Annotated in this window: 17 protein-coding genes; 11 read left to right on the top strand and 6 right to left on the bottom strand. The window is 67.8% G+C overall.

Going from position 1 to position 17,861, the window contains the following annotated elements; all coding sequences use genetic code 11:
- From infB to ACTIFJ_RS05055, 9 genes are all read left to right on the top strand, one after another.
- Window positions 1-2,755 (top strand): translation initiation factor IF-2 (gene infB / locus ACTIFJ_RS05095; protein WP_439533010.1); only part of this gene is annotated, 2,755 nt, incomplete at its 5' end.
- Window positions 2,756-2,771: 16 nt separating this feature from the next.
- The gene (locus ACTIFJ_RS05090) at window positions 2,772-3,644 is read left to right on the top strand and encodes an alpha/beta hydrolase family protein (RefSeq protein ID WP_439533009.1); all 873 of its coding nucleotides are present in this window, start codon (window positions 2,772-2,774) and stop codon (window positions 3,642-3,644) included.
- A complete protein-coding gene (gene rbfA, locus ACTIFJ_RS05085) occupies window positions 3,644-4,078 on the top strand; it encodes a 30S ribosome-binding factor RbfA (protein WP_439533008.1) in 435 nt (144 codons plus the stop codon). The genes ACTIFJ_RS05090 and rbfA overlap by 1 nt, the downstream gene beginning before the upstream one ends.
- Entirely contained in the window at window positions 4,062-4,625 is a 564-nt protein-coding gene (locus ACTIFJ_RS05080) for a GNAT family N-acetyltransferase (RefSeq protein ID WP_439533007.1), read from the top strand. Before rbfA ends, ACTIFJ_RS05080 begins: the two co-directional genes overlap by 17 nt.
- Window positions 4,626-4,627: 2 nt before the next feature.
- Entirely contained in the window at window positions 4,628-5,512 is an 885-nt protein-coding gene (gene truB, locus ACTIFJ_RS05075; protein WP_439533013.1) for a tRNA pseudouridine(55) synthase TruB, read from the top strand.
- Window positions 5,513-5,523: 11 nt separating this feature from the next.
- On the top strand, window positions 5,524-5,793 hold the full coding sequence (gene rpsO, locus ACTIFJ_RS05070) for a 30S ribosomal protein S15 (RefSeq protein WP_439533006.1): 270 nt from the start codon (window positions 5,524-5,526) through the stop codon (window positions 5,791-5,793).
- Window positions 5,794-5,936: 143 nt separating this feature from the next.
- Window positions 5,937-8,300, top strand: a complete 2,364-nt coding sequence (gene pnp / locus ACTIFJ_RS05065; RefSeq protein ID WP_439533005.1) for a polyribonucleotide nucleotidyltransferase — start codon at window positions 5,937-5,939, stop codon at window positions 8,298-8,300.
- A 132-nt stretch (window positions 8,301-8,432) separates the two neighbouring features.
- Entirely contained in the window at window positions 8,433-9,299 is an 867-nt protein-coding gene (locus ACTIFJ_RS05060) for a transglutaminase-like domain-containing protein (RefSeq protein ID WP_439533004.1), read from the top strand.
- 85 nt (window positions 9,300-9,384) lie between these two features.
- The gene (locus tag ACTIFJ_RS05055) at window positions 9,385-10,803 is read left to right on the top strand and encodes an NAD(P)H-dependent flavin oxidoreductase (RefSeq protein ID WP_439533012.1); all 1,419 of its coding nucleotides are present in this window, start codon (window positions 9,385-9,387) and stop codon (window positions 10,801-10,803) included.
- Between the two features lie 13 nt (window positions 10,804-10,816).
- On the opposite strand, the gene ACTIFJ_RS05050 is transcribed toward ACTIFJ_RS05055, so the two are convergent.
- The 3 genes from ACTIFJ_RS05050 to ACTIFJ_RS05040 form a co-directional block, all read right to left on the bottom strand.
- Complete coding sequence (locus ACTIFJ_RS05050) at window positions 10,817-11,167, bottom strand: response regulator (protein ID WP_439533003.1); 351 nt, start codon at window positions 11,165-11,167, stop codon at window positions 10,817-10,819.
- Window positions 11,164-12,681: an HWE histidine kinase domain-containing protein gene (locus ACTIFJ_RS05045; protein ID WP_439533002.1), complete on the bottom strand. Its 1,518-nt coding sequence runs from the start codon at window positions 12,679-12,681 to the stop codon at window positions 11,164-11,166. Before ACTIFJ_RS05045 ends, ACTIFJ_RS05050 begins: the two co-directional genes overlap by 4 nt.
- Before the next feature lie 232 nt (window positions 12,682-12,913).
- Window positions 12,914-13,915 carry a 2-hydroxyacid dehydrogenase gene (locus tag ACTIFJ_RS05040; protein WP_439533001.1) on the bottom strand — a complete coding sequence of 334 codons (1,002 nt, stop codon included), beginning with the start codon at window positions 13,913-13,915 and terminating at the stop codon, window positions 12,914-12,916.
- A gap of 44 nt (window positions 13,916-13,959) precedes the next feature.
- On the opposite strand from ACTIFJ_RS05040, the gene ACTIFJ_RS05035 reads away from it, so the two are divergent.
- Both ACTIFJ_RS05035 and edd read left to right on the top strand, forming a co-directional pair.
- Complete coding sequence (locus ACTIFJ_RS05035) at window positions 13,960-14,481, top strand: SH3 domain-containing protein (protein ID WP_439533000.1); 522 nt, start codon at window positions 13,960-13,962, stop codon at window positions 14,479-14,481.
- 18 nt (window positions 14,482-14,499) lie between these two features.
- Window positions 14,500-16,245: a phosphogluconate dehydratase gene (gene edd, locus ACTIFJ_RS05030; protein WP_439532999.1), complete on the top strand. Its 1,746-nt coding sequence runs from the start codon at window positions 14,500-14,502 to the stop codon at window positions 16,243-16,245.
- Window positions 16,246-16,264: 19 nt separating this feature from the next.
- Here edd and ACTIFJ_RS05025 read toward each other — a convergent pair whose 3' ends face one another.
- The 3 genes from ACTIFJ_RS05025 to ACTIFJ_RS05015 form a co-directional block, all read right to left on the bottom strand.
- Window positions 16,265-16,993, bottom strand: a complete 729-nt coding sequence (locus tag ACTIFJ_RS05025) for a M48 family metallopeptidase (RefSeq protein ID WP_439532998.1) — start codon at window positions 16,991-16,993, stop codon at window positions 16,265-16,267.
- A 10-nt stretch (window positions 16,994-17,003) separates the two neighbouring features.
- Window positions 17,004-17,441, bottom strand: coding sequence for a YcgN family cysteine cluster protein (locus ACTIFJ_RS05020; RefSeq protein ID WP_439532997.1), 438 nt, complete (start codon window positions 17,439-17,441; stop codon window positions 17,004-17,006).
- Window positions 17,431-17,861: SCO family protein (locus ACTIFJ_RS05015; protein WP_439532996.1), on the bottom strand; the 431-nt coding region annotated here is incomplete at its 5' end. The genes ACTIFJ_RS05020 and ACTIFJ_RS05015, both read right to left, overlap by 11 nt.

Here is a 17,861-nt window from a genome sequence, read left to right as displayed (position 1 = left end):
CAAGCTCGGCATGCGTGCCCCCCTCGGCCTGAACAAGGCCGTCGAGGTCGGCAAGGTCAAGCAGCAGTTCAGCCACGGCCGCACCAAGCAGGTGGTCGTCGAGGTCAAGCGCCAGCGCGTCCTCCACCGCCCGGGCGATCCCGCCCCGGCGCCCGCGCCTGCGCCCGCCGCCGCCACCCCGGCGCCGCCGCCCGCGGCCGCCCAGCCTGTGGCCCCCCAGCCTGTGGCCCCTCAGCCTGTGGCCGCGGCGCCCGTCGCCGCCCCGGCTCCTGCGCCGGCGCCCGCCGCTGCCCCGGCTCCGGTGGCAGCGCCTGCCGCCCCGGCCCGTCCGGTGCCGCCGCCGGTGATGTTCCGCCCGGTCGAGCGTGCCCCGTTGCCGCCCCGCCAGCCCGCCACCGAAGCGCCGGCCAAGGAAGCCGAGCCCACCCCGGCTCCGGCCCCCGTCGCGGCGCCGGCTGCTCCGGCCCCGGTTGCCGCGGCTCCGGCCGCCACGCCAGCATCGCCCCCCCGCGCCCCTCAGCGCCCGGCGCCGCCGCAGCAGCGTCGTCCGGCGCCGCGCGACAATCTCACCCCGCAGGAGCGTGCCGCCGCGCTGATGCGCCAGGCCGATGAAGAGCGCCTGCGCCTGCTCGAGGAAGGCCGCATCCGCGAAGAGGCCCAGCGCGCCGCCGAGGCCGAGGCCGAGCGTATCCGTCTCGAGGAAAAGCGGGCCCGCGAGGAAGAGGAGGCGATGCGAATCGCCACCGAGCCCGATGTCCCCGTCATCCCGGTCGTCGACATCGAGGACGAGGATGGCATGCGCGTTCGCGCCATCCCCGGCCGCAAGCCCGATGCCCCCAAGCCGGGCGGCAAGCTGCGCGGCAACGACGATCGCCGCCAGTCCGGCAAGCTCACCGTCACCCGCGCGCTCGAATCGGAAGACTCGACCCGTGTTCGCAGCCTTGCGGCGCTGCGCCGCGCCCGCGAAAAGGAGCGTGGTCGCCTCGGCAGCCAGGCCAAGCAGGTCCGCGAAGTCACCGTACCGGACAGCATCACCGTGCAGGAACTCGCCAACCGCATGGCCGAGCGCACCAACAATGTCGTCCGCCTGCTCGCCCGCCTCGGCGTGCCCACGGCCGCGCATGAAGAGATCGACCAGGATACCGCCGAGCTGGTGCTGACCGAATTCGGCCACCGCATCATCCGCGTCTCCGATTCGGACGTCGAGATCGGCATGGTTGGCGCTGCCGACATCGACGATCATCTGCTGCCGCGGCCGCCGGTCGTCACCATCATGGGCCATGTCGACCACGGCAAGACCAGCCTGCTCGATGCGCTGCGTGGCACCAGCGTCGTCAAGGGCGAGGCCGGTGGCATCACCCAGCATATCGGCGCCTATCAGATCACCACCAAGGGTGGCGAAAAGATCACCTTCCTCGATACGCCGGGCCATGAGGCGTTCACCGCCATGCGTGCCCGCGGCGCCTCGGTCACCGACATCGTCGTGCTGGTCGTTGCCTGGGATGACGGCATCATGCCGCAGACCATCGAGGCCATCCAGCACGTCAAGGCCGCCCGCGTGCCGATGATCGTCGCCATCAACAAGATGGACAAGACCGGCGCCAACGCCGCCAAGATCCGCACGGATCTGCTCCAGCACGATGTGCAGGTCGAGGAGATGGGCGGCGATGTGCAGGACGTCGAGGTCTCGGCCGTCGCCAAGACCAATCTCGATGAGCTGATCGAGAAGATCCTGATCCAGGCCGAAGTCATGGAGCTGAAGGCCAATCCGGACCGTGCCGCCGAGGGCAATGTCATCGAAGCCAAGCTCGACAAGGGTAAGGGCGCGCTGGCCACGGTGCTGGTCCGTCGCGGCACGCTGAAGCAGGGCGACATTATCGTCATGGGCCAGCAATGGGGCAAGGTCCGCGCCATGACCGACGATTCGGGCAAGCAGGTAAAGACCGCGCTGCCGGCCACCCCGGTTGAGGTACTCGGCATGACCGGCGTGCCGCTGGCCGGCGATCCGGTCGCCGTCGTCGAATCCGAGGCCCGTGCCCGGGAGGTCGCCGACTATCGTGCCGGCCTCGCCAACGCCAAGCGCACCGCGCAGGAGCCGGCGAACCTCGAAACCATGTTCTCGGTGCTGCGTGCCGCCAAGGTCGCCGAATATCCGCTGGTCATCAAGGCGGATACGCAAGGCTCGGCCGAAGCCATCGCCGGTGCCGTCAACAAGATCAGCACGGACCTGATCCGCGCCAAGGTGCTGCTCGCCACCGTTGGCGGCATCACCGAGTCGGATGTGACGCTGGCCAGGGCCAGCGGCGCCCCGATCATCGGCTTCAACGTCCGCGCCAATGCCAAGGCACGGGAAGCCGCCCAGCGGGACGGCGTGGCGCTCAAATATTATGACGTCATCTATGATCTCGTCGACGAGGTGAAGGCGGCCATGGCCGGCCAGCTCGGCCCCGAGATGCACGAGACGGTGGTGGGCCGCGCCCAGGTGCTGGACGTGTTCCAGGCCGGCAAGACCGGCAAGGCCGCCGGCATCCGCGTCACCGAGGGCTTCATCAAGAAGGCGCTCCGGGCCCGCGTCATGCGCGACGATGTCATCATCTACACCGGCTACATCGCCACGCTGCGGCGGTTCAAGGACGATGTCGCCGAGGTCAAGGTCGGCCTCGAATGCGGCATCACCCTGGCCGACAGCTCGGACGTCAAGGCCGGCGATGTCATCGAAACCTATGAGGTCGAGAGCCGCGAACGCACGCTCTGACCAGAGGAAACGCCCGATGCGCGCCCTGTTGACCAGCCTCGCCCTGCTCCTGGCCGTCCCGGCCTGGGCGCAGGGCGGGCCGGCAGCGCTCTACGCCGACCCGGCCCCGGATGCGACGCATCCGGCCGGCCGGTCGGACCTCGCCATCCCCAGCCACGGTCAGACGCTGATCGGCTCGATCCTGCTGCCGTCGGGTGCCGGGCCGCATCCGCTGCTGCTGCTCGCCCATGGCTTTCCCGGCCATGAGCTGAACCTCGATCTCGGCCAGGCCGCCCGTCGTCAGGGCTGGGCCGTCGCCACCTTCCATTATCGCGGCTCCTGGGGCAGCCCCGGCGCGTTCAGCTTCGGCCATACGGTGGAGGACGGCCAGGCGGTGCTCGACTGGCTGCTGGCGCCGGCGCAGGTCGCCCGCTTCCGGCTCGATCCGGCCCGGGTCGTCGTCGGCGGCCACAGCATGGGCGGCTTCGTCGCCGCGCAGACCACCGCTGCCCGCCCGCAGGTCAAGGGCCTGATCCTGATGGACGCCTGGAACCCCGGCATCGCCGGCCGCGAGGCCAGCGCCGAGGTGCTGACCCAGCGCTATGCCTATGCGATGCCGCCGCTCGCCGGCACCAGCCCGCAGGCACTGGCCGCCGAAAATACCGCCAACGCCAAGGCCTTCGATCTCGCCACCCACGCCGCCGCGCTGGCCACCCGCCCGGTGCTGATCATGAGCAGCCTCAAGGTCTTCGCCGCCGACAATAATGCGCTCGCCGCCACCATGCGCCAGGCCGGCGCCGCGTCGGTGACGGTCCATGACTGGCCGACCGACCACAGCTTCAGCGATCACCGGATCAAGCTGACCGCCACCACGCTCGAATGGCTCAAGGCCTTTGAGGGCGCCCGCTGATGGCGCGTTCCACCCCCGACGCCCAGGGCCGCTCGGTCCGCCTGCTCCGCATCGGCGAGCAGGTCCGCCATGCGCTGGCCGAAGTCATCGGCCGCGGCGACCTGCGCGACGAGTTGATCGCCCGCAGCCTGGTCAGCGTCTCCGAGGTGCGGATGTCTCCCGATCTCCGCCACGCCACGGTGTTCGTCAAGGCGCTCGCCAATAACGACGACCAGGCGATCGTCAAGGCGCTCGCCTCCCATGCAAAATTCCTGCGCGGCGAGGTCGCCCGCCGCCTCGCCACCAAATACACGCCCGACCTGCGCTTCCGCCCCGACGAAAGCTTCGACGCCGGCGCCCGCATCGATGCCGTGCTCAAGCGCCCCAGCATCGCCCGCGACCTGATCCCGCCCGAGCCCGCACCGCCCGCGGAGGATCATGACGACGCTGATTGAGGCGCTGCATGTGCCGCTGTCGGGCGCCCGCGTCCGCCTAGAGCCCTTCAATACGTCCCGCCATGCCGACGCCCTGCGTGCCGCCAGCGCTCGTGACACCGACGGCTGGGAGGTGTTCTCCGCCTCGCTCCACGGCGACCAGTTCGAACACGGCCTGGCCGTGCTGACCGCTGGCGCCTACCGCGCCTATGCGATCTTCGACGGCGCGGCCATGGTCGGCTGCACCAGCTGGTATGCCTGGGACGAGCCGAGCCGCAGCGTCGCCATCGGCTTCACCTTCATCGATCCCGCCGTGCGCGGCGGCGGCTTCAACCTCGCGCTGAAGGCGCTGATGATCGGCCATGCCCGCGCCTGCGGGGTGGTGCGCATCCATTTCGATGTCGACGCGCGCAACGCCCGCAGCCAGGCCGCCGTACTCAAGCTCGGCGCCCGGCGCGAGGGCGTGCTGCGCCACAACCAGCGGATATGGACCGGCCATGTCCGCGATACCGTCGTCTTCGGCCTGCTGCCGGGCGAGGAATCGGACGCGATCAAGGCGCTGATGTGAGCCTGCATGGCTGGATCATCCTCGACAAGCCGATCGGCTTGTCGAGCGCTCAGGGCGTGGCGGCAGTCAAGCGCATCCTGCGCGCCGCTGGCTATCCCCGCCCCAAGATCGGCCATGGCGGCACGCTCGATCCGCTGGCCACCGGCGTGCTGCCGATCGCGCTCGGCGAGGCGACCAAGCTCGCCGGGCGGATGCTCGATGCGACCAAGGGCTATGATTTCACGGTGCAGTGGGGCACCGCCACCAGCACCGAGGACGCCGAGGGCGAGGTCATCGTCACCTCCGACCATCGCCCGGCGCCGGCCGACATCGCCGCCTTGCTGCCGCGCTTCACCGGCCCCATCGACCAGGTGCCGCCGGCCTATTCGGCGCTGAAGGTGGACGGCGTCCGTGCCTATGTTCGCGCGCGGGCCGGCGAGGATGTGCAGCTTGCCACCCGCCATGTTACGATCCACGATCTGGCGCTGATCGAGACGACGGCGGACAGTGCCACCCTGTCTGCGCGCGTCTCCAAGGGCACCTATATCCGCAGCCTGGCGCGGGACATGGCGCGGGCGCTCGGCACGGTCGGCCATGTCACCATGCTGCGCCGCACAAGGGCCGGCCCGTTCGGGCTCGACCAGGCGATATCGCTGGACAATCTGGCCGCTTTGGTGCAGGACCCCGGTCCAGAACAGGTCATCCTGCCACTGATGGCAGGGCTGGACGACATCCCGGCCCTTGCAATCGATCCCGATCAGGCGGCGGCGCTCCGACAAGGGCGCCTCCTGACGGGACACCCCGCCTCCCCCGGCACCTATCTCGCCTGCCTCGGCCCTGTTCCCGTGGCGCTTGTCGAGATCGACCAGAACCAGGTCCGGGTCCTGCGCGGGTTCAATCTGGAATAAGGAGTATCCCGATGTCGATTGCAGCAGAACGCAAGGCCGAAGTCATCAAGTCGAACGCCCGTGGCGCCACCGACACCGGGTCCCCGGAAGTCCAGGTCGCCATCCTCACCGAGCGGATCGCCAATCTCACCGACCATTTCAAGACCCATGCCAAGGACAATCACAGCCGGCGCGGTCTTCTGGTCCTCGTCAACAAGCGGCGCTCGCTTCTCGATTATCTGAAGAAGATCGATCAGGAACGATACACCGCCCTCATCACCAAATTGGGCCTGCGCAAGTAAGCCTGACCCCGGACGGCCCCTTCGCGGGGCCGTTCGTTTATCCGGCAGGCCGACGAAGGGCGTCGGCACCGGTCCCGCGCCGCTCAGGCGGCGCCAACAGGCCGCCCATGGCAATAGGGCCTTGGGCTGACAGAAAGACACATATGTTTGAAGTTCATACCACTGAAATCGAATGGGGCGGTCGTACGCTCAAGCTCGAAACCGGCAAGATCGCCCGTCAGGCTGACGGCGCCGTCCTCGCCACCTATGGCGAGACCGTCGTGCTCTGCGCCGTCACCGCCGCCAAGTCGGTCAAGGACGGGCAGGATTTCTTCCCGCTCACCGTCCATTACCAGGAAAAATTCTCGGCAGCCGGCCGCATCCCCGGCGGCTTCTTCAAGCGCGAGCGCGGCGCCACCGAGCATGAGACGCTGACCTCGCGCCTCATCGATCGCCCGATCCGCCCGCTGTTCCCGGAGGGCTTCTTCAACGAGATCAACGTCATTGCCCAGGTGCTGAGCTATGACGGCGAGAACGAGGCCGACATGGTGGCAATGGTCGCCGCGTCCGCCGCGCTGACCATCTCCGGCCTGCCGTTCATGGGCCCGATCGCGGCCGCCCGCGTCGGCTTCCACGACGGCGAGTATCAGCTCAACCCCACCAAGGCGCAGCTCGCCGAAGGTCGTCTCGATCTCGTCGTCGCCGGCACCTATGACGCCGTGATGATGGTCGAATCCGAAGCCAAGGAGCTTTCGGAAGACGAGATGCTCGGCGCCGTCATGTTTGCCCATCGCGGCATCCAGCCGGTGATCAAGGCGATCATCGATCTCGCCGAAAAGGCCGCCAAGGACCCCTGGGAGCTCAAGATCTCGGACGACAGCGACCTGCTCGCCAAGGTCAAGAAGGCCGTCGGCAAGGACATCACCGCCGCCTACAAGATCCGCCTCAAGTCGGATCGCCAGGCCGCGCTGACCGAGGCCAAGGCCAAGCTGAAGCCGCTGTTCGCCGATGCCGACAGCACCACCCAGCAGAAGGCCGGCAAGCTGTTCAAGAAGCTGGAGGCCGAGATCGTTCGCGGCGCCATCCTCAAGGACGGCAGCCGCATTGACGGCCGCGACACGAAGACGATCCGTCCGATCGTCGCCGAGGCCGGCCTGCTGCCGCGTACCCATGGGTCGGCGCTGTTCACCCGCGGCGAGACCCAGGCGATCGTCACCACCACGCTCGGCACCTCCGATTCCGAGCAGATGATCGATGGCCTCGACGGGCTGAAGTATGAGCGCTTCATGCTGCACTACAACTTCCCGCCCTATTCGGTCGGTGAAGTCGGCCGCTTCGGCGCGCCGGGCCGCCGCGAGATCGGCCATGGCAAGCTCGCCTGGCGCGCGCTGCGCCCGATGCTGCCGGCCAAGGAAGACTTTCCCTACACGATCCGCGTGCTGTCGGACATCACCGAGAGCAATGGCTCTTCGTCGATGGCCAGCGTCTGCGGCGGCAGCCTGGCGATGATGGATGCGGGCGTTCCGCTCATCCGCCCGGTCGCCGGCATCGCCATGGGCCTGATCCTGGAAGGCAAGAAGTTCGCCGTCCTCTCGGACATTCTCGGTGACGAGGATCATCTGGGCGACATGGACTTCAAGGTCGCCGGTACGTCCGAGGGCGTCACCGCGCTCCAGATGGACATCAAGGTCGCCGGTATCACCGAGGAGATCATGAAGGTCGCCCTGGCTCAGGCCAAGGAAGGCCGCGCCCATATCCTCGGCGAAATGGCGAAGGCCCTCACCGGCGCCCGCACCGAAATGTCGGCGCATGCCCCGCGCATCGAGAGCTTCCAGATCGACAAGTCGAAGATCCGGGATGTCATCGGCACCGGCGGCAAGATCATCCGCGAGATCGTCGCCACCACCGGCGCCAAGGTCAACATCGAGGACGACGGCACCGTCAAGATCTCGTCGTCCGATCCGGCGCAGATCGATGCCGCCAAGGCCTGGGTGCTCGGCATCGTCGAGGAGCCGGAAGTCGGCAAGATCTACACCGGCAAGGTCGTCTCGATGGTCGACTTCGGTGCCTTCGTGAACTTCATGGGTGCGCGTGACGGTCTCGTCCACATCTCGGAAATCAAGAACGAGCGTGTGGCCGTGGTCAAGGACGTGCTCAGCGAAGGCCAGCAGGTCAAGGTCAAGGTGCTCGGCATCGACGATCGCGGCAAGGTTCGCCTGTCGATGCGCATCGTCGACCAGGACACCGGCGAGGAACTGCCCGATACCCGTCCCCCGCGTGAAGGCGGCGACGATCGCGGCCCGCGCTCAGATCGCGGCCCCCGCCGTGATGGCGAGCGTGGTGGTGAACGGGGCGGCGGCGGCCGTGACGGCGGCCGGGGTCGTGATGACCGCGGTCCCCGTCGCGATGCCGGCAGCCGTGATGCCGGCAGCCGTGACGACCGCGGTCCCCGCCCCGAGCGCGCTCCGCGCGCCGAGGCCGAAGAGGGCGGCAGCCTTCCGGACTTCCTGACCGGCGGCAAGGACTGATCGGTTCCACCGAAGCCAACAAGGGGGGCTGTCCGCAAGGACGGCCCCCTTTTTTCATCCATGCTGCAATGCGTCATTGAACATGCTGCCCTCTTCATGGTTACATCCAGGTTACACCTAGAAGGCGGTCCCATGCAGCTTCGCGTCGGCTTCGATATTGTCTATAATTGCCCGGTCCAGACCGACATGCTGATGATGCTCAGCCTGCACCCCAGCCAGAACCACCGCCTCGTGACCGACAACCGGATGACCGTGTCGCCGCCGTTGGTGATGCGCCCGTATCTCGATAGCTATGGCAATCTCTGCCACCGTGTCACCGTCCCCGCCGGCGACGTCCGCTTCGCCTGTGACTTCATCGTCACCGCCGATGACCAGGCCGAAAGCCAGCCCGTCGGCCTCGCCGCCTCGCCGATTTCGGAGATGCCGGACGATGTCCTGCTGTTCCTGCTTCCCAGCCGCTACTGCGAGGTCGACAAGCTGTCGAACCTTGCCTGGGAAAAGTTCGGCCATCTCACCCCCGGCTGGACGCAGGTCGAGGCTGTCCTTGCCTATGTCCACCAGCATCTGCGCTTTGATTACAAACTGGCCCGGCCCGACCGCAGCGCCGTGGATGCCCATCAGGAGCAGCTCGCCGTCTGCCGCGATTTCGCCCATCTCGCCATCACCCTGCTGCGCGCCATCAACATCCCGGCGCGCTATGCGACCGGCTGGCTCGGCGATATTCGCTGGCCGCGCGTCCCCGGCCCGCAGGATTTTTCGGGCTGGGCGCAGATCTGGATGGCGGGGCGCTGGTGGGATGTCGACGCCCGCCACGTCAAGCCGCGCCATGGCCGGGTATTGATGGGTGTCGGCCGCGATGCCGCCGATGTCGCTCTATCGACGGCCTTCGGCGAGCCGACGCTGACCCGCTTCCATATCATCTCCGACGAGGTCGATCCGCCGGCGGAATGGCTTTCGAGCAATCACGAGCCGCGGTCCCTGTCGATCGTCGCGGCCTGATCGCCGCTGCGTCCTTGCCGCCCCTCTTGCATATCGGCCCCGTTCTCCGCATGAGGGCGACGATATCGGAAGGGCAGGGATGACAATCCTCAAAGGCATCAGCAAGATCGCCATGGGCGGCCGGGAAGTCTGGCCACTCGTCGAAGGCGGCAAGGGCGTGGCCGCCACCAATCACCTGTCCTCGGGCGCCTGGGCGATGGCCGGCGGCGTCGGCACCATTTCGGCCGTCAACGCCGACAGCTATGATCCCACCGGCCGCATCATCCCCCAGGTCTACCACGCCCTCACCCGGCGGGAACGCCATGAGGAACTGCTAGAATACGCCATCGAAGGCGCCGTGCAGCAGGTCAGCCGCGCCTATGAAATGGCCGAGGCCCAGCTGTCGCGCGGCATCGGCGCCATCAACATCAACGTACTGTGGGAAATGGGCGGCGCCCAGCGCGTCCTCCACGGCGTGCTCGAACGCACCAAGGGCATGGTCAACGGCGTCACCTGCGGCGCCGGCATGCCCTACAAGCTATCGGAGATCGCCGCCCATTACGGCGTCCATTATTACCCGATCATCAGCAGCGCCCGGGCCTTCCGGGCGCTATGGAAGCGCGCCTATTCCAAGTCGGCCGAATGGCTCGGCGCCGTCGTCTATGAAGACCCCTGGCTGGCCGGCGGCCACAACGGCCTGTCCAATGCCGAAGACCCGCGCGCGCCGCAGGACCCCTATCCCCGCGTCGCTGAGCTGCGCGCCACCATGCGCGAAGGCGGCATCGCCGACAGCGTGCCGATCATCATGGCCGGCGGTGTCTGGCGCCTCGACGAATGGACCAACTGGCTCGACAACCCCGAGCTCGGCACCATCGTCTTCCAGTTCGGCACCCGGCCTCTGCTGACCCAGGAAAGCCCGATTCCGGAAAGCTGGAAGGCCCGGCTGATGACGCTCGAGGCCGGCGACATTTCCCTGCATAAATTCTCGCCCACCGGCTTCTATTCGAGCGCTGTGCGCAACCCGTTCCTGATCGGCCTCGAAGGCCGCTCCGAGCGCCAGATTGCCTTTTCCACCACCGCCACTGGCGACCATCAATTCCTGCTGGATGTCGGCGTCGGCCGGAAAAATTATTATGTCACGCGCGACGACCTGCTCCGCGCCCGCGCCTGGCATGGTGCCGGCTTCACCGAGGCCCTGAAGACCCCGGACAATACGCTGGTATTCGTCGGGCCCGCAGAAAAGACCGAGATCCGCAAGGACCAGGCCGACTGCATGGGCTGCCTGTCGCAGTGCGCCTTTTCGAGCTGGGCCGACACCGATACCAACACCACCGGCCGCCTCGCCGATCCGCGCAGCTTCTGCATCCAAAAGACATTGCAGGACATCGTCCATGGCGGCGATCCGGACCAGAATCTGATGTTCGGTGGCCATTCGGCCTATCGGTTCGCCAGTGACCCCTTTTATTCGAACGGCTTCGTGCCGACGGTCAAGCAGCTGGTGGACAGGATTTTGACGGGGGCCTGACCGCCGCAGGGACTCAGGCCAGCAACTGTCCGAGCTGGGTGATCAGATCGTCGGTGCGCAGCGGCTTCGATAGGATCGGCGCCGCCGCCAGTGCGCCCTGCAACTGGCGCCGGTCATAACCCGTGGTCACGACGAACGGAATCCCGAGCGCCGTCAACGCTTCGGCCACCGGCAGCGCGCTCTCGTTCCTCAGATTGGCGTCAAGGACCGCAGCGTCACAGCAATCGGCCGTGGCCAGCATGTCGAGCGCCTGCGCCACGGTTTGGCACAGGCCGATGACCTCGAACCCCCCATGTTCCAGCGCATCCTCGACCTGCAGGGCCAGCAGCGGTTCGTCCTCCACCAGCAGAATGCGCGCTTTCATGATCCGCTTTCGTGTTCGAGGCCGGGCGAAATCCTGTCGTCGATGATTTTGTCCGACGGGCACTCCAGCCGCCAGGAAAACCCAGACGGCGCATAGTCGGCACTGACATCGCCGTCCAGACTCATCCGGACCATCTTGCCGGTTACGATCGAACCGAATCCGCGCCGCGTCGGCGGGATCACAGGCGGGCCGCCGGTCTCGTGCCACGTGATGACGAAGCGACGGGAAGCGGGGACATGGTGCCAGGCAATGGCGACGCGGCCCTGGTCGTTCGATAGCGCACCATATTTGCTCGCGTTGGTGGCGAGTTCGTGGAGCGCCATGCCAATGGCCTGCACGGCAGACGGAGACAAGAGCGCAGGGCACCCGGAAAGCGTGATCCGATCCCCGATCAGGTCCTTGAAATGATCGAGCTGGGCGCGTGCCAGCATTTCGAGCTCCACACCCTTCCACTGGCTGTCGACGAGCAGGTCCTGCCCGGCGGCCAGTGACTGGATTCGGGCCGAAAAACGCAGCATGAATTCGGCATGGTCGGTCCCGCTGGTCTGGTGCGCCACCGCCATCACCACGCCGAGCATGTTCTTGGCCCGGTGGTTGATTTCGCCCATCAGCAGCTGGACATGCGCCTCCCGGTCGCGTTGCTCGGAGATGTCGAGGTTGGTGCCGACCACCCATTCCGTCTTGCCATCGGTGCCCGCGCGCGCTGCTTCCACGGCGCGAAGATGGCGAACGCGGCCGTCGTCGCGTCGCTGAATGCGGAATTCGCGCTGGCTGCTGCCGGATCTGGCCACGGTGTCCTGCAGTATCGCATCCTGAGCCGCGGCGTCGTCGGGATGCACGCTGCCGATATAGTCGCTGTACGGCACCAATCCATCAGCGGTCGGCACCATGCCGTAGAGTTCGAACATCGTCCTGTCCCAGCGGATCTGGCCAGTCCTGACATTCCATTGCCAGAGCCCGATTCCCGCCGTCTGGGTGGCCAGATGCGTCTGCACTTCGCTTTCCAGCAGGGCGTCTGCGGCCTTATTGCGTTCCGTGATGCGATGCTCGAGCTCGCGCACCATCTGCTCTTTCGAATCGGCCAGTTGCCGATTCACTTCACGCTCGTTGATCAGCAGCCGGTTGGCATTCTGCATCCAGTGCACAAGGGCCAGATCGGTCGCCACAACGAACACGTAAAAGGCGAGCGCCGCCTGCGCCCCATAGGGCAGCGCGAAACTGTTCACCGGATTGATGTAGAAATACCAGGCAATCAGCCCGCACAGCAACGCAGACACACCGCCCAGACGCACGCCGAACAGGAATGACGTCACGATCACAGCCGGAAAGAAGGTGACGTAAGGAAATCCGGGCGGAAGAAAGGGATCTGCCACCACGCGCAGCAGCCATGCGAGGCCAACGATGGCAAGGGTGGTCAACGACCCGACGACGAAACGCCCCCGCGCCAGCGGCAGTCGCTCCATCCAGCGCGTGACCGGCATGGCGACATGCGGCTGGTCAGCACGGCCGGTCATGACGCAACCCGCCCCATCTGGGCCAGCCTGCGCGCCGGCGCGGCTATGCCAGACCCATCACCTCGCTGCCGAGCATTGTAACACATGTGTTCAGCATCCAACTGTATCGAGGGCCAGCTCGTTCGAGAGAGCCCCGTTGTGCAACAATATTGCAGCGAGCGGGCGCCGACGCGGGCCTTCCGGGCTGGCGTGCCCGAGACAGATCGCTGCGCCTGCTCCCGGCTGCGCCGCGCTAGACCCATTCCTCCAGCACCAGATCCGGCGGCCGATGCCCATCCGCCCAGACCCGGATATTGGCGATCACCTTCTCGCCCATCGCCTGCCGCCCCTCGAAGGTCGCCGAGCCCATGTGCGGCAGCAGCACCACGCCGGGCAGCTCGAGCAGTCGGGCGTCGACCTCGGGCTCTCGCTCGAACACGTCGAGCCCGGCGCCGGCGATCTCGCCCTTTTCCAGCGCCTCGCACAGCGCCGCCTCGTCGATGATCTCGCCGCGCGCCGCGTTGATGATATAGGCTTGGCGCTGCATCAGCTTGAACCGTCGCGCATCGATCAGATGATGGGTCTCCGGCGTATGCGGGCAGTTGATGGTGATGAAGTCGACCCGCGCCAGCATGGCGTCGAGGTTCTCCCACCAGGTCGCCTCCAACTCGCCCTCCACCTCGGCGCGCAGCCGGTGGCGGTTGTGGTAATGCACGGTCAGCCCGAAGGCCCGCGCCCGTGTCGCCACCGCCCGGCCGATCCGGCCCATGCCGATGATCCCCAGCCTTTTGCCGGTGATCCGGTGGCCGAGCATGCCGGTCGGCGCCCAGCCCTGCCATTGCCCGGCGCGCACCAGCTTCTCGCCCGCCCCCAGTCGGCGCGGCACCGACAGGATCAGCGCCATCACCAAATCGGCGGTATCGTCGGTGAGCACGCCCGGCGTGTTGGTCACCGCTACCCGCGCCGCCCGCGCCGCCGCCAGGTCGATATGGTCGACGCCCACCCCGAAATTGGCCATCAGCTTCAGCCGCCCGCCGGCCGCCGCCGCATTCAGCACCTCGGCGTCGATCTCGTCGGTCACCGTCGGCACCAGCACCTCGCAGCGCGCCGCCGCATCGGCCAGCGCCGCCTGGTTCATCGGCGTGTCGTCGAGGTTGAGCTCGACATCGAACAGTTCCGCCATCCGTGTCTCCACCGGCTGGGGCAGCCGTCGCGTAACGATCACCTTTGGGCGGGGTCTTGATGCAGGAGCCATGGCCAAGGCTTGCCCGCCGGCCGCCGGTGCGTCAAGACAGGGGGATGTCTTCCGCCCGCCTTCTGGCCGCTATTTTGATCGCCTTCGCCGCCACCCCGCTCGCGGCCGCCCCCACCGAGCGCGCCGATGGCACCACGACGCTGCCAGTCCCCCGCTTCGTCTCGCTGAAGGCCGGCAAGGCGATGCTGCGCTCCGGCCCCGACGACCGGCGTTTCCCGATCCTCTGGGAGTATCGCCGCCGCGGCCTGCCACTGGAAGTGCTGCGGGAATATGGCATCTGGCGCCAGGTCCGCGATCCCGAGGGCACCATCGGCTGGATGAACAAGTCGCTGCTCACCGGCATCCGCACCGGCGTCATCACCGATCCCGGCGATGCCACCCCGCGTCTGCTCTATACGGCGCCGGACATGCAGGCCCGCATCGCCTGGCGGATCGAGCCCGGCACCGTCGTCACCATCACCCTGTGCGAGGACATCTGGTGCCGCGTCGCCGTCGGCGGCCGCTCCGGGTTCATCCTGCGTAGCCATCTCTGGGGTACCTATCCCAAGGAAGCCATCACCTCGTGAGAGGTCAGGAGTAAGGTCATGCCCCATCCCGCCATCGAAGCCGTCACCGAACGCATCAGGCAGCGCTCGGCGCGCTCGCGGGGGGAGTATCTGGCGCTGATCGACCATGAAGCCGACAAGGGCCTGCGCCGCGGCCGCCTCAGTTGCGGCAACCTCGCCCATGGCTTCGCCGCCGCGCTCGAGGACAAGCCCGCCATCCGCGCCGGCATCGCGCCCAATATCGGCATCGTCACCGCCTATAACGACATGCTCTCGGCCCATCAGCCCTATGGCCGTTACCCCGAGCAGATCAAGCTGTTCGCCCGCGAGGCCGGCGGCACCGCCCAGGTCGCCGGCGGCGTGCCGGCGATGTGCGATGGCGTCACCCAGGGCCAGTCGGGCATGGAGCTGTCGCTGCTCAGCCGCGATACCATCGCGCTTGCCACCAGCGTGGCGCTCAGCCATGCGATGTTCGAGGGCGCCGCCCTGCTCGGCATCTGCGACAAGATCGTGCCCGGCCTGCTGATCGCCGCATTGCGCTTCGGCCATCTGCCGTCGCTGTTCATCCCGGGCGGGCCAATGCCCTCGGGCCTGCCCAACAAGGAGAAGGCGGCGGTCCGCCAGCGCTATGCCGATGGCAAGGCAGACGTTGCCGAGCTGCTCGATGCCGAGGCCGCCTCCTATCATTCGCCCGGCACCTGCACCTTCTATGGCACCGCCAACTCCAACCAGATGTTCCTCGAAATGATGGGCCTCCAGCTTCCGGGCTCCAGCTTCGTCAATCCCGGCACGCCCGAGCGCAATGCCTTCACCCGCGCCGCCGTCCACCAGCTGGTCGCCAACACCGGCGATCCGGCCAAGGCGCTGGGCCGCATTCTCGACGAGCGCAGCATCGTCAACGCCATTGTCGGCCTGCTCGCCACCGGCGGCAGCACCAACCACGCCATCCATCTGCCCGCCATCGCCCGCGCCGCCGGCATCCTCATCGACTGGCAGGATTTCGACGACCTCTCCCGCGTCGTGCCGCTGCTCGCCCATGTCTACCCGGGCGGCAGCGCCGATGTGAACGCCTTCCACACCGCCGGCGGCATGGGCTTCATCATCGCCGAGCTGCTCGGCGCCGGCCTCGCCCATGCCGATATCGCCACCATCGCCGGTCCGTTCTCCGACTGGGCGGCCCCCGGCCCCAGCCGGGACCCGAGCGTGCTCGCGCCCGTCAGCGCCCCGTTCCTGGCCGAAGGCGGGCTGCGGCTGCTCACCGGCAACCTCGGCCGCGCCATCATCAAGACCAGCGCTATCCCCGCGGACCGCTGGGTGATCACCGCCCCGGCCTTTGTCGTCGATGACCAGGACGCGGTGCTCAAGGCGTTCAAGGACGGTCTGCTCGACCGCGATGTCATCGTCGTCGTCCGCTTCCAGGGCCCGCGCGCCAACGGCATGCCGGAGCTGCACAAGCTCACCCCGACATTGGGCCTGCTCCAGGACCGCGGCCACCGGGTGGCGCTGGTCACCGATGGCCGCATGTCCGGCGCCTCGGGCAAAGTGCCGGCGGCCATCCACTGCGTGCCGGAAGCCCATGCCGAGGGGCCGCTGTCGCGGCTGGTCGATGGCGACATCCTCCACCTCGATGCGCATGCCGGCACGCTGACCACCGACGCCGATCTCGCCAGCCGCCGGCCGGCGACGCCGCCGGACCAGGCGATGGGGCTGGGCCGCGAGCTGTTCCGGCTGATGCGCGCCAACAGCCCCGATGCCGAGGCCGGCGCCTGCTCGATTCTTGAGTGAGATTCTGGCCTGAAACGGGTCAGATCCGGCCCGTTTCGGCCCCCACCGCGTGCATTTCGCGCCCGAAACGCGCCAGCCAGCGCCGGCTTTCCCCGGCCCGTCCGTCCATCTCGGCCACCAGCCGCCAGAAATCCGGCCCATGATTGGCGTGGACCAGATGCGCCACCTCGTGCACGACGATGGCGCGGCGCACCCAGGCCGGCATCAGGATCAGCCGCCAGCTGTAGTTGATGCTGCCCTGGCGCTGGTTGCAGCTCCCCCAGCGCCCCACCGGATCATTCAGCGCAATCCGCGCCACCTTTCGGTCCAGCTTTGCGGCCTCCTCCTGCGTCGCCGGCACCAGCGCCGCCCGCGCTTGCGCCAGCAGGAACCGCCGGGTTCGGTCCCGCACCCCCACCAGCGGCCCGCCGAGACGCAGCCGGTCGCCGTCCAGCACCGGGCGCAGCGGCCGCGCCGCGTCCCAGTCGATCAGCAAGGTCCGGCCGTCGAACGGAATTTCGGCGCCTGGCGCGAAGGGCAGGGGCGCCGGCCAGCGCGCCACCTGCGCCTCCAGCCAGCCGCGATGCCGTTCGATCAGGTCGAGCGCCTCGCGCACCCCGCCGCGCGCCGGCAGGCTGAGCTTCAGGCTGGAGGTGATCGCGCAGGGCTTGAGCCTGATGCCCCGCGCCGCCCGGTAGCGCGTCGCCACCAGCGGCAATTGCCGTCCTCCCACCTCGACGCTGTCGGGCAGGCGGGCGAATAATCTCATTGGGGCCCGCTCATAGCGGCTCGTCGATGATATGGTGCTCCAACTCGCCGGCATGGTCCTCGGAGATCACCTTTCCGGCCACCGAGATGCCGGCCTTGCGCACCGAATCGGGGTCGCCGGAGACCAGCGGATGCCAGTCGGCCAGACCCTGGCCGCGCGCCACCCGCACATAGGCGCAGCTGGACGGCAGCCATTCGATCGTTGCCAGCTTGGCCGGGGTCAGCCGCACGCATTCGGGCACATGGGCGCGGCGGTTGGGATAATCGGCGCAGCGCGCGGTGCGCACGTCGAGCAGCCGGCAGGCGACATTGGTGGCGAACATCTCGCCGGTCTCGTCATCCTCCAGCTTGTGGACGCAGCATTTGCCACAGCCGTCGCACAGGCTTTCCCACTGCGTCCGGTTCATCCGGTCGAGCGGAATGGTTTCCCAGAACGGCCTATCGGACATGGCTGTCCAGCATCCGCAGCACCGCCGCCGCTTCCTCGCCGTGCGGCAGGAAGGCCACCGGCCGCCCCTCGGGGTCGAACAGGTAGAAGACGGCGAAGTGATCGACCAGGTAATTCTCGGGGTCGCTGGTGGCCTGCTTGGCGGCGTAGATGCCATAGGCCTTGAGCGTCGCCGCAATCGCCGGCTCGCTGCCGGTCAGCCCGACGAGGCGCGGGTGAAAGGCGCTGACAAACGGCTTCAGCGCCGCCACGTCATCCCGCGCCGGATCGACGGTGATGAAGATCGGCGTCACCTTGGCGGCCCGCTTCGGGTCCTGCTTCTCGAAGGCGGTGAGCGCCTTGCCGATGATCGCCACATCGGTGGGGCAGACATCGGGGCAAAAGGTGTAGCCGAAGTACATCAGCCGCCATTGGCCGGCGA

Source organism: Polymorphobacter sp. (assembly GCF_051860865.1).
GTDB lineage: Bacteria > Pseudomonadota > Alphaproteobacteria > Sphingomonadales > Sphingomonadaceae > Sandarakinorhabdus.
Note: the sequence above shows the minus strand (reverse complement) of the source record. Positions and strands in the feature narration are given on the sequence as shown.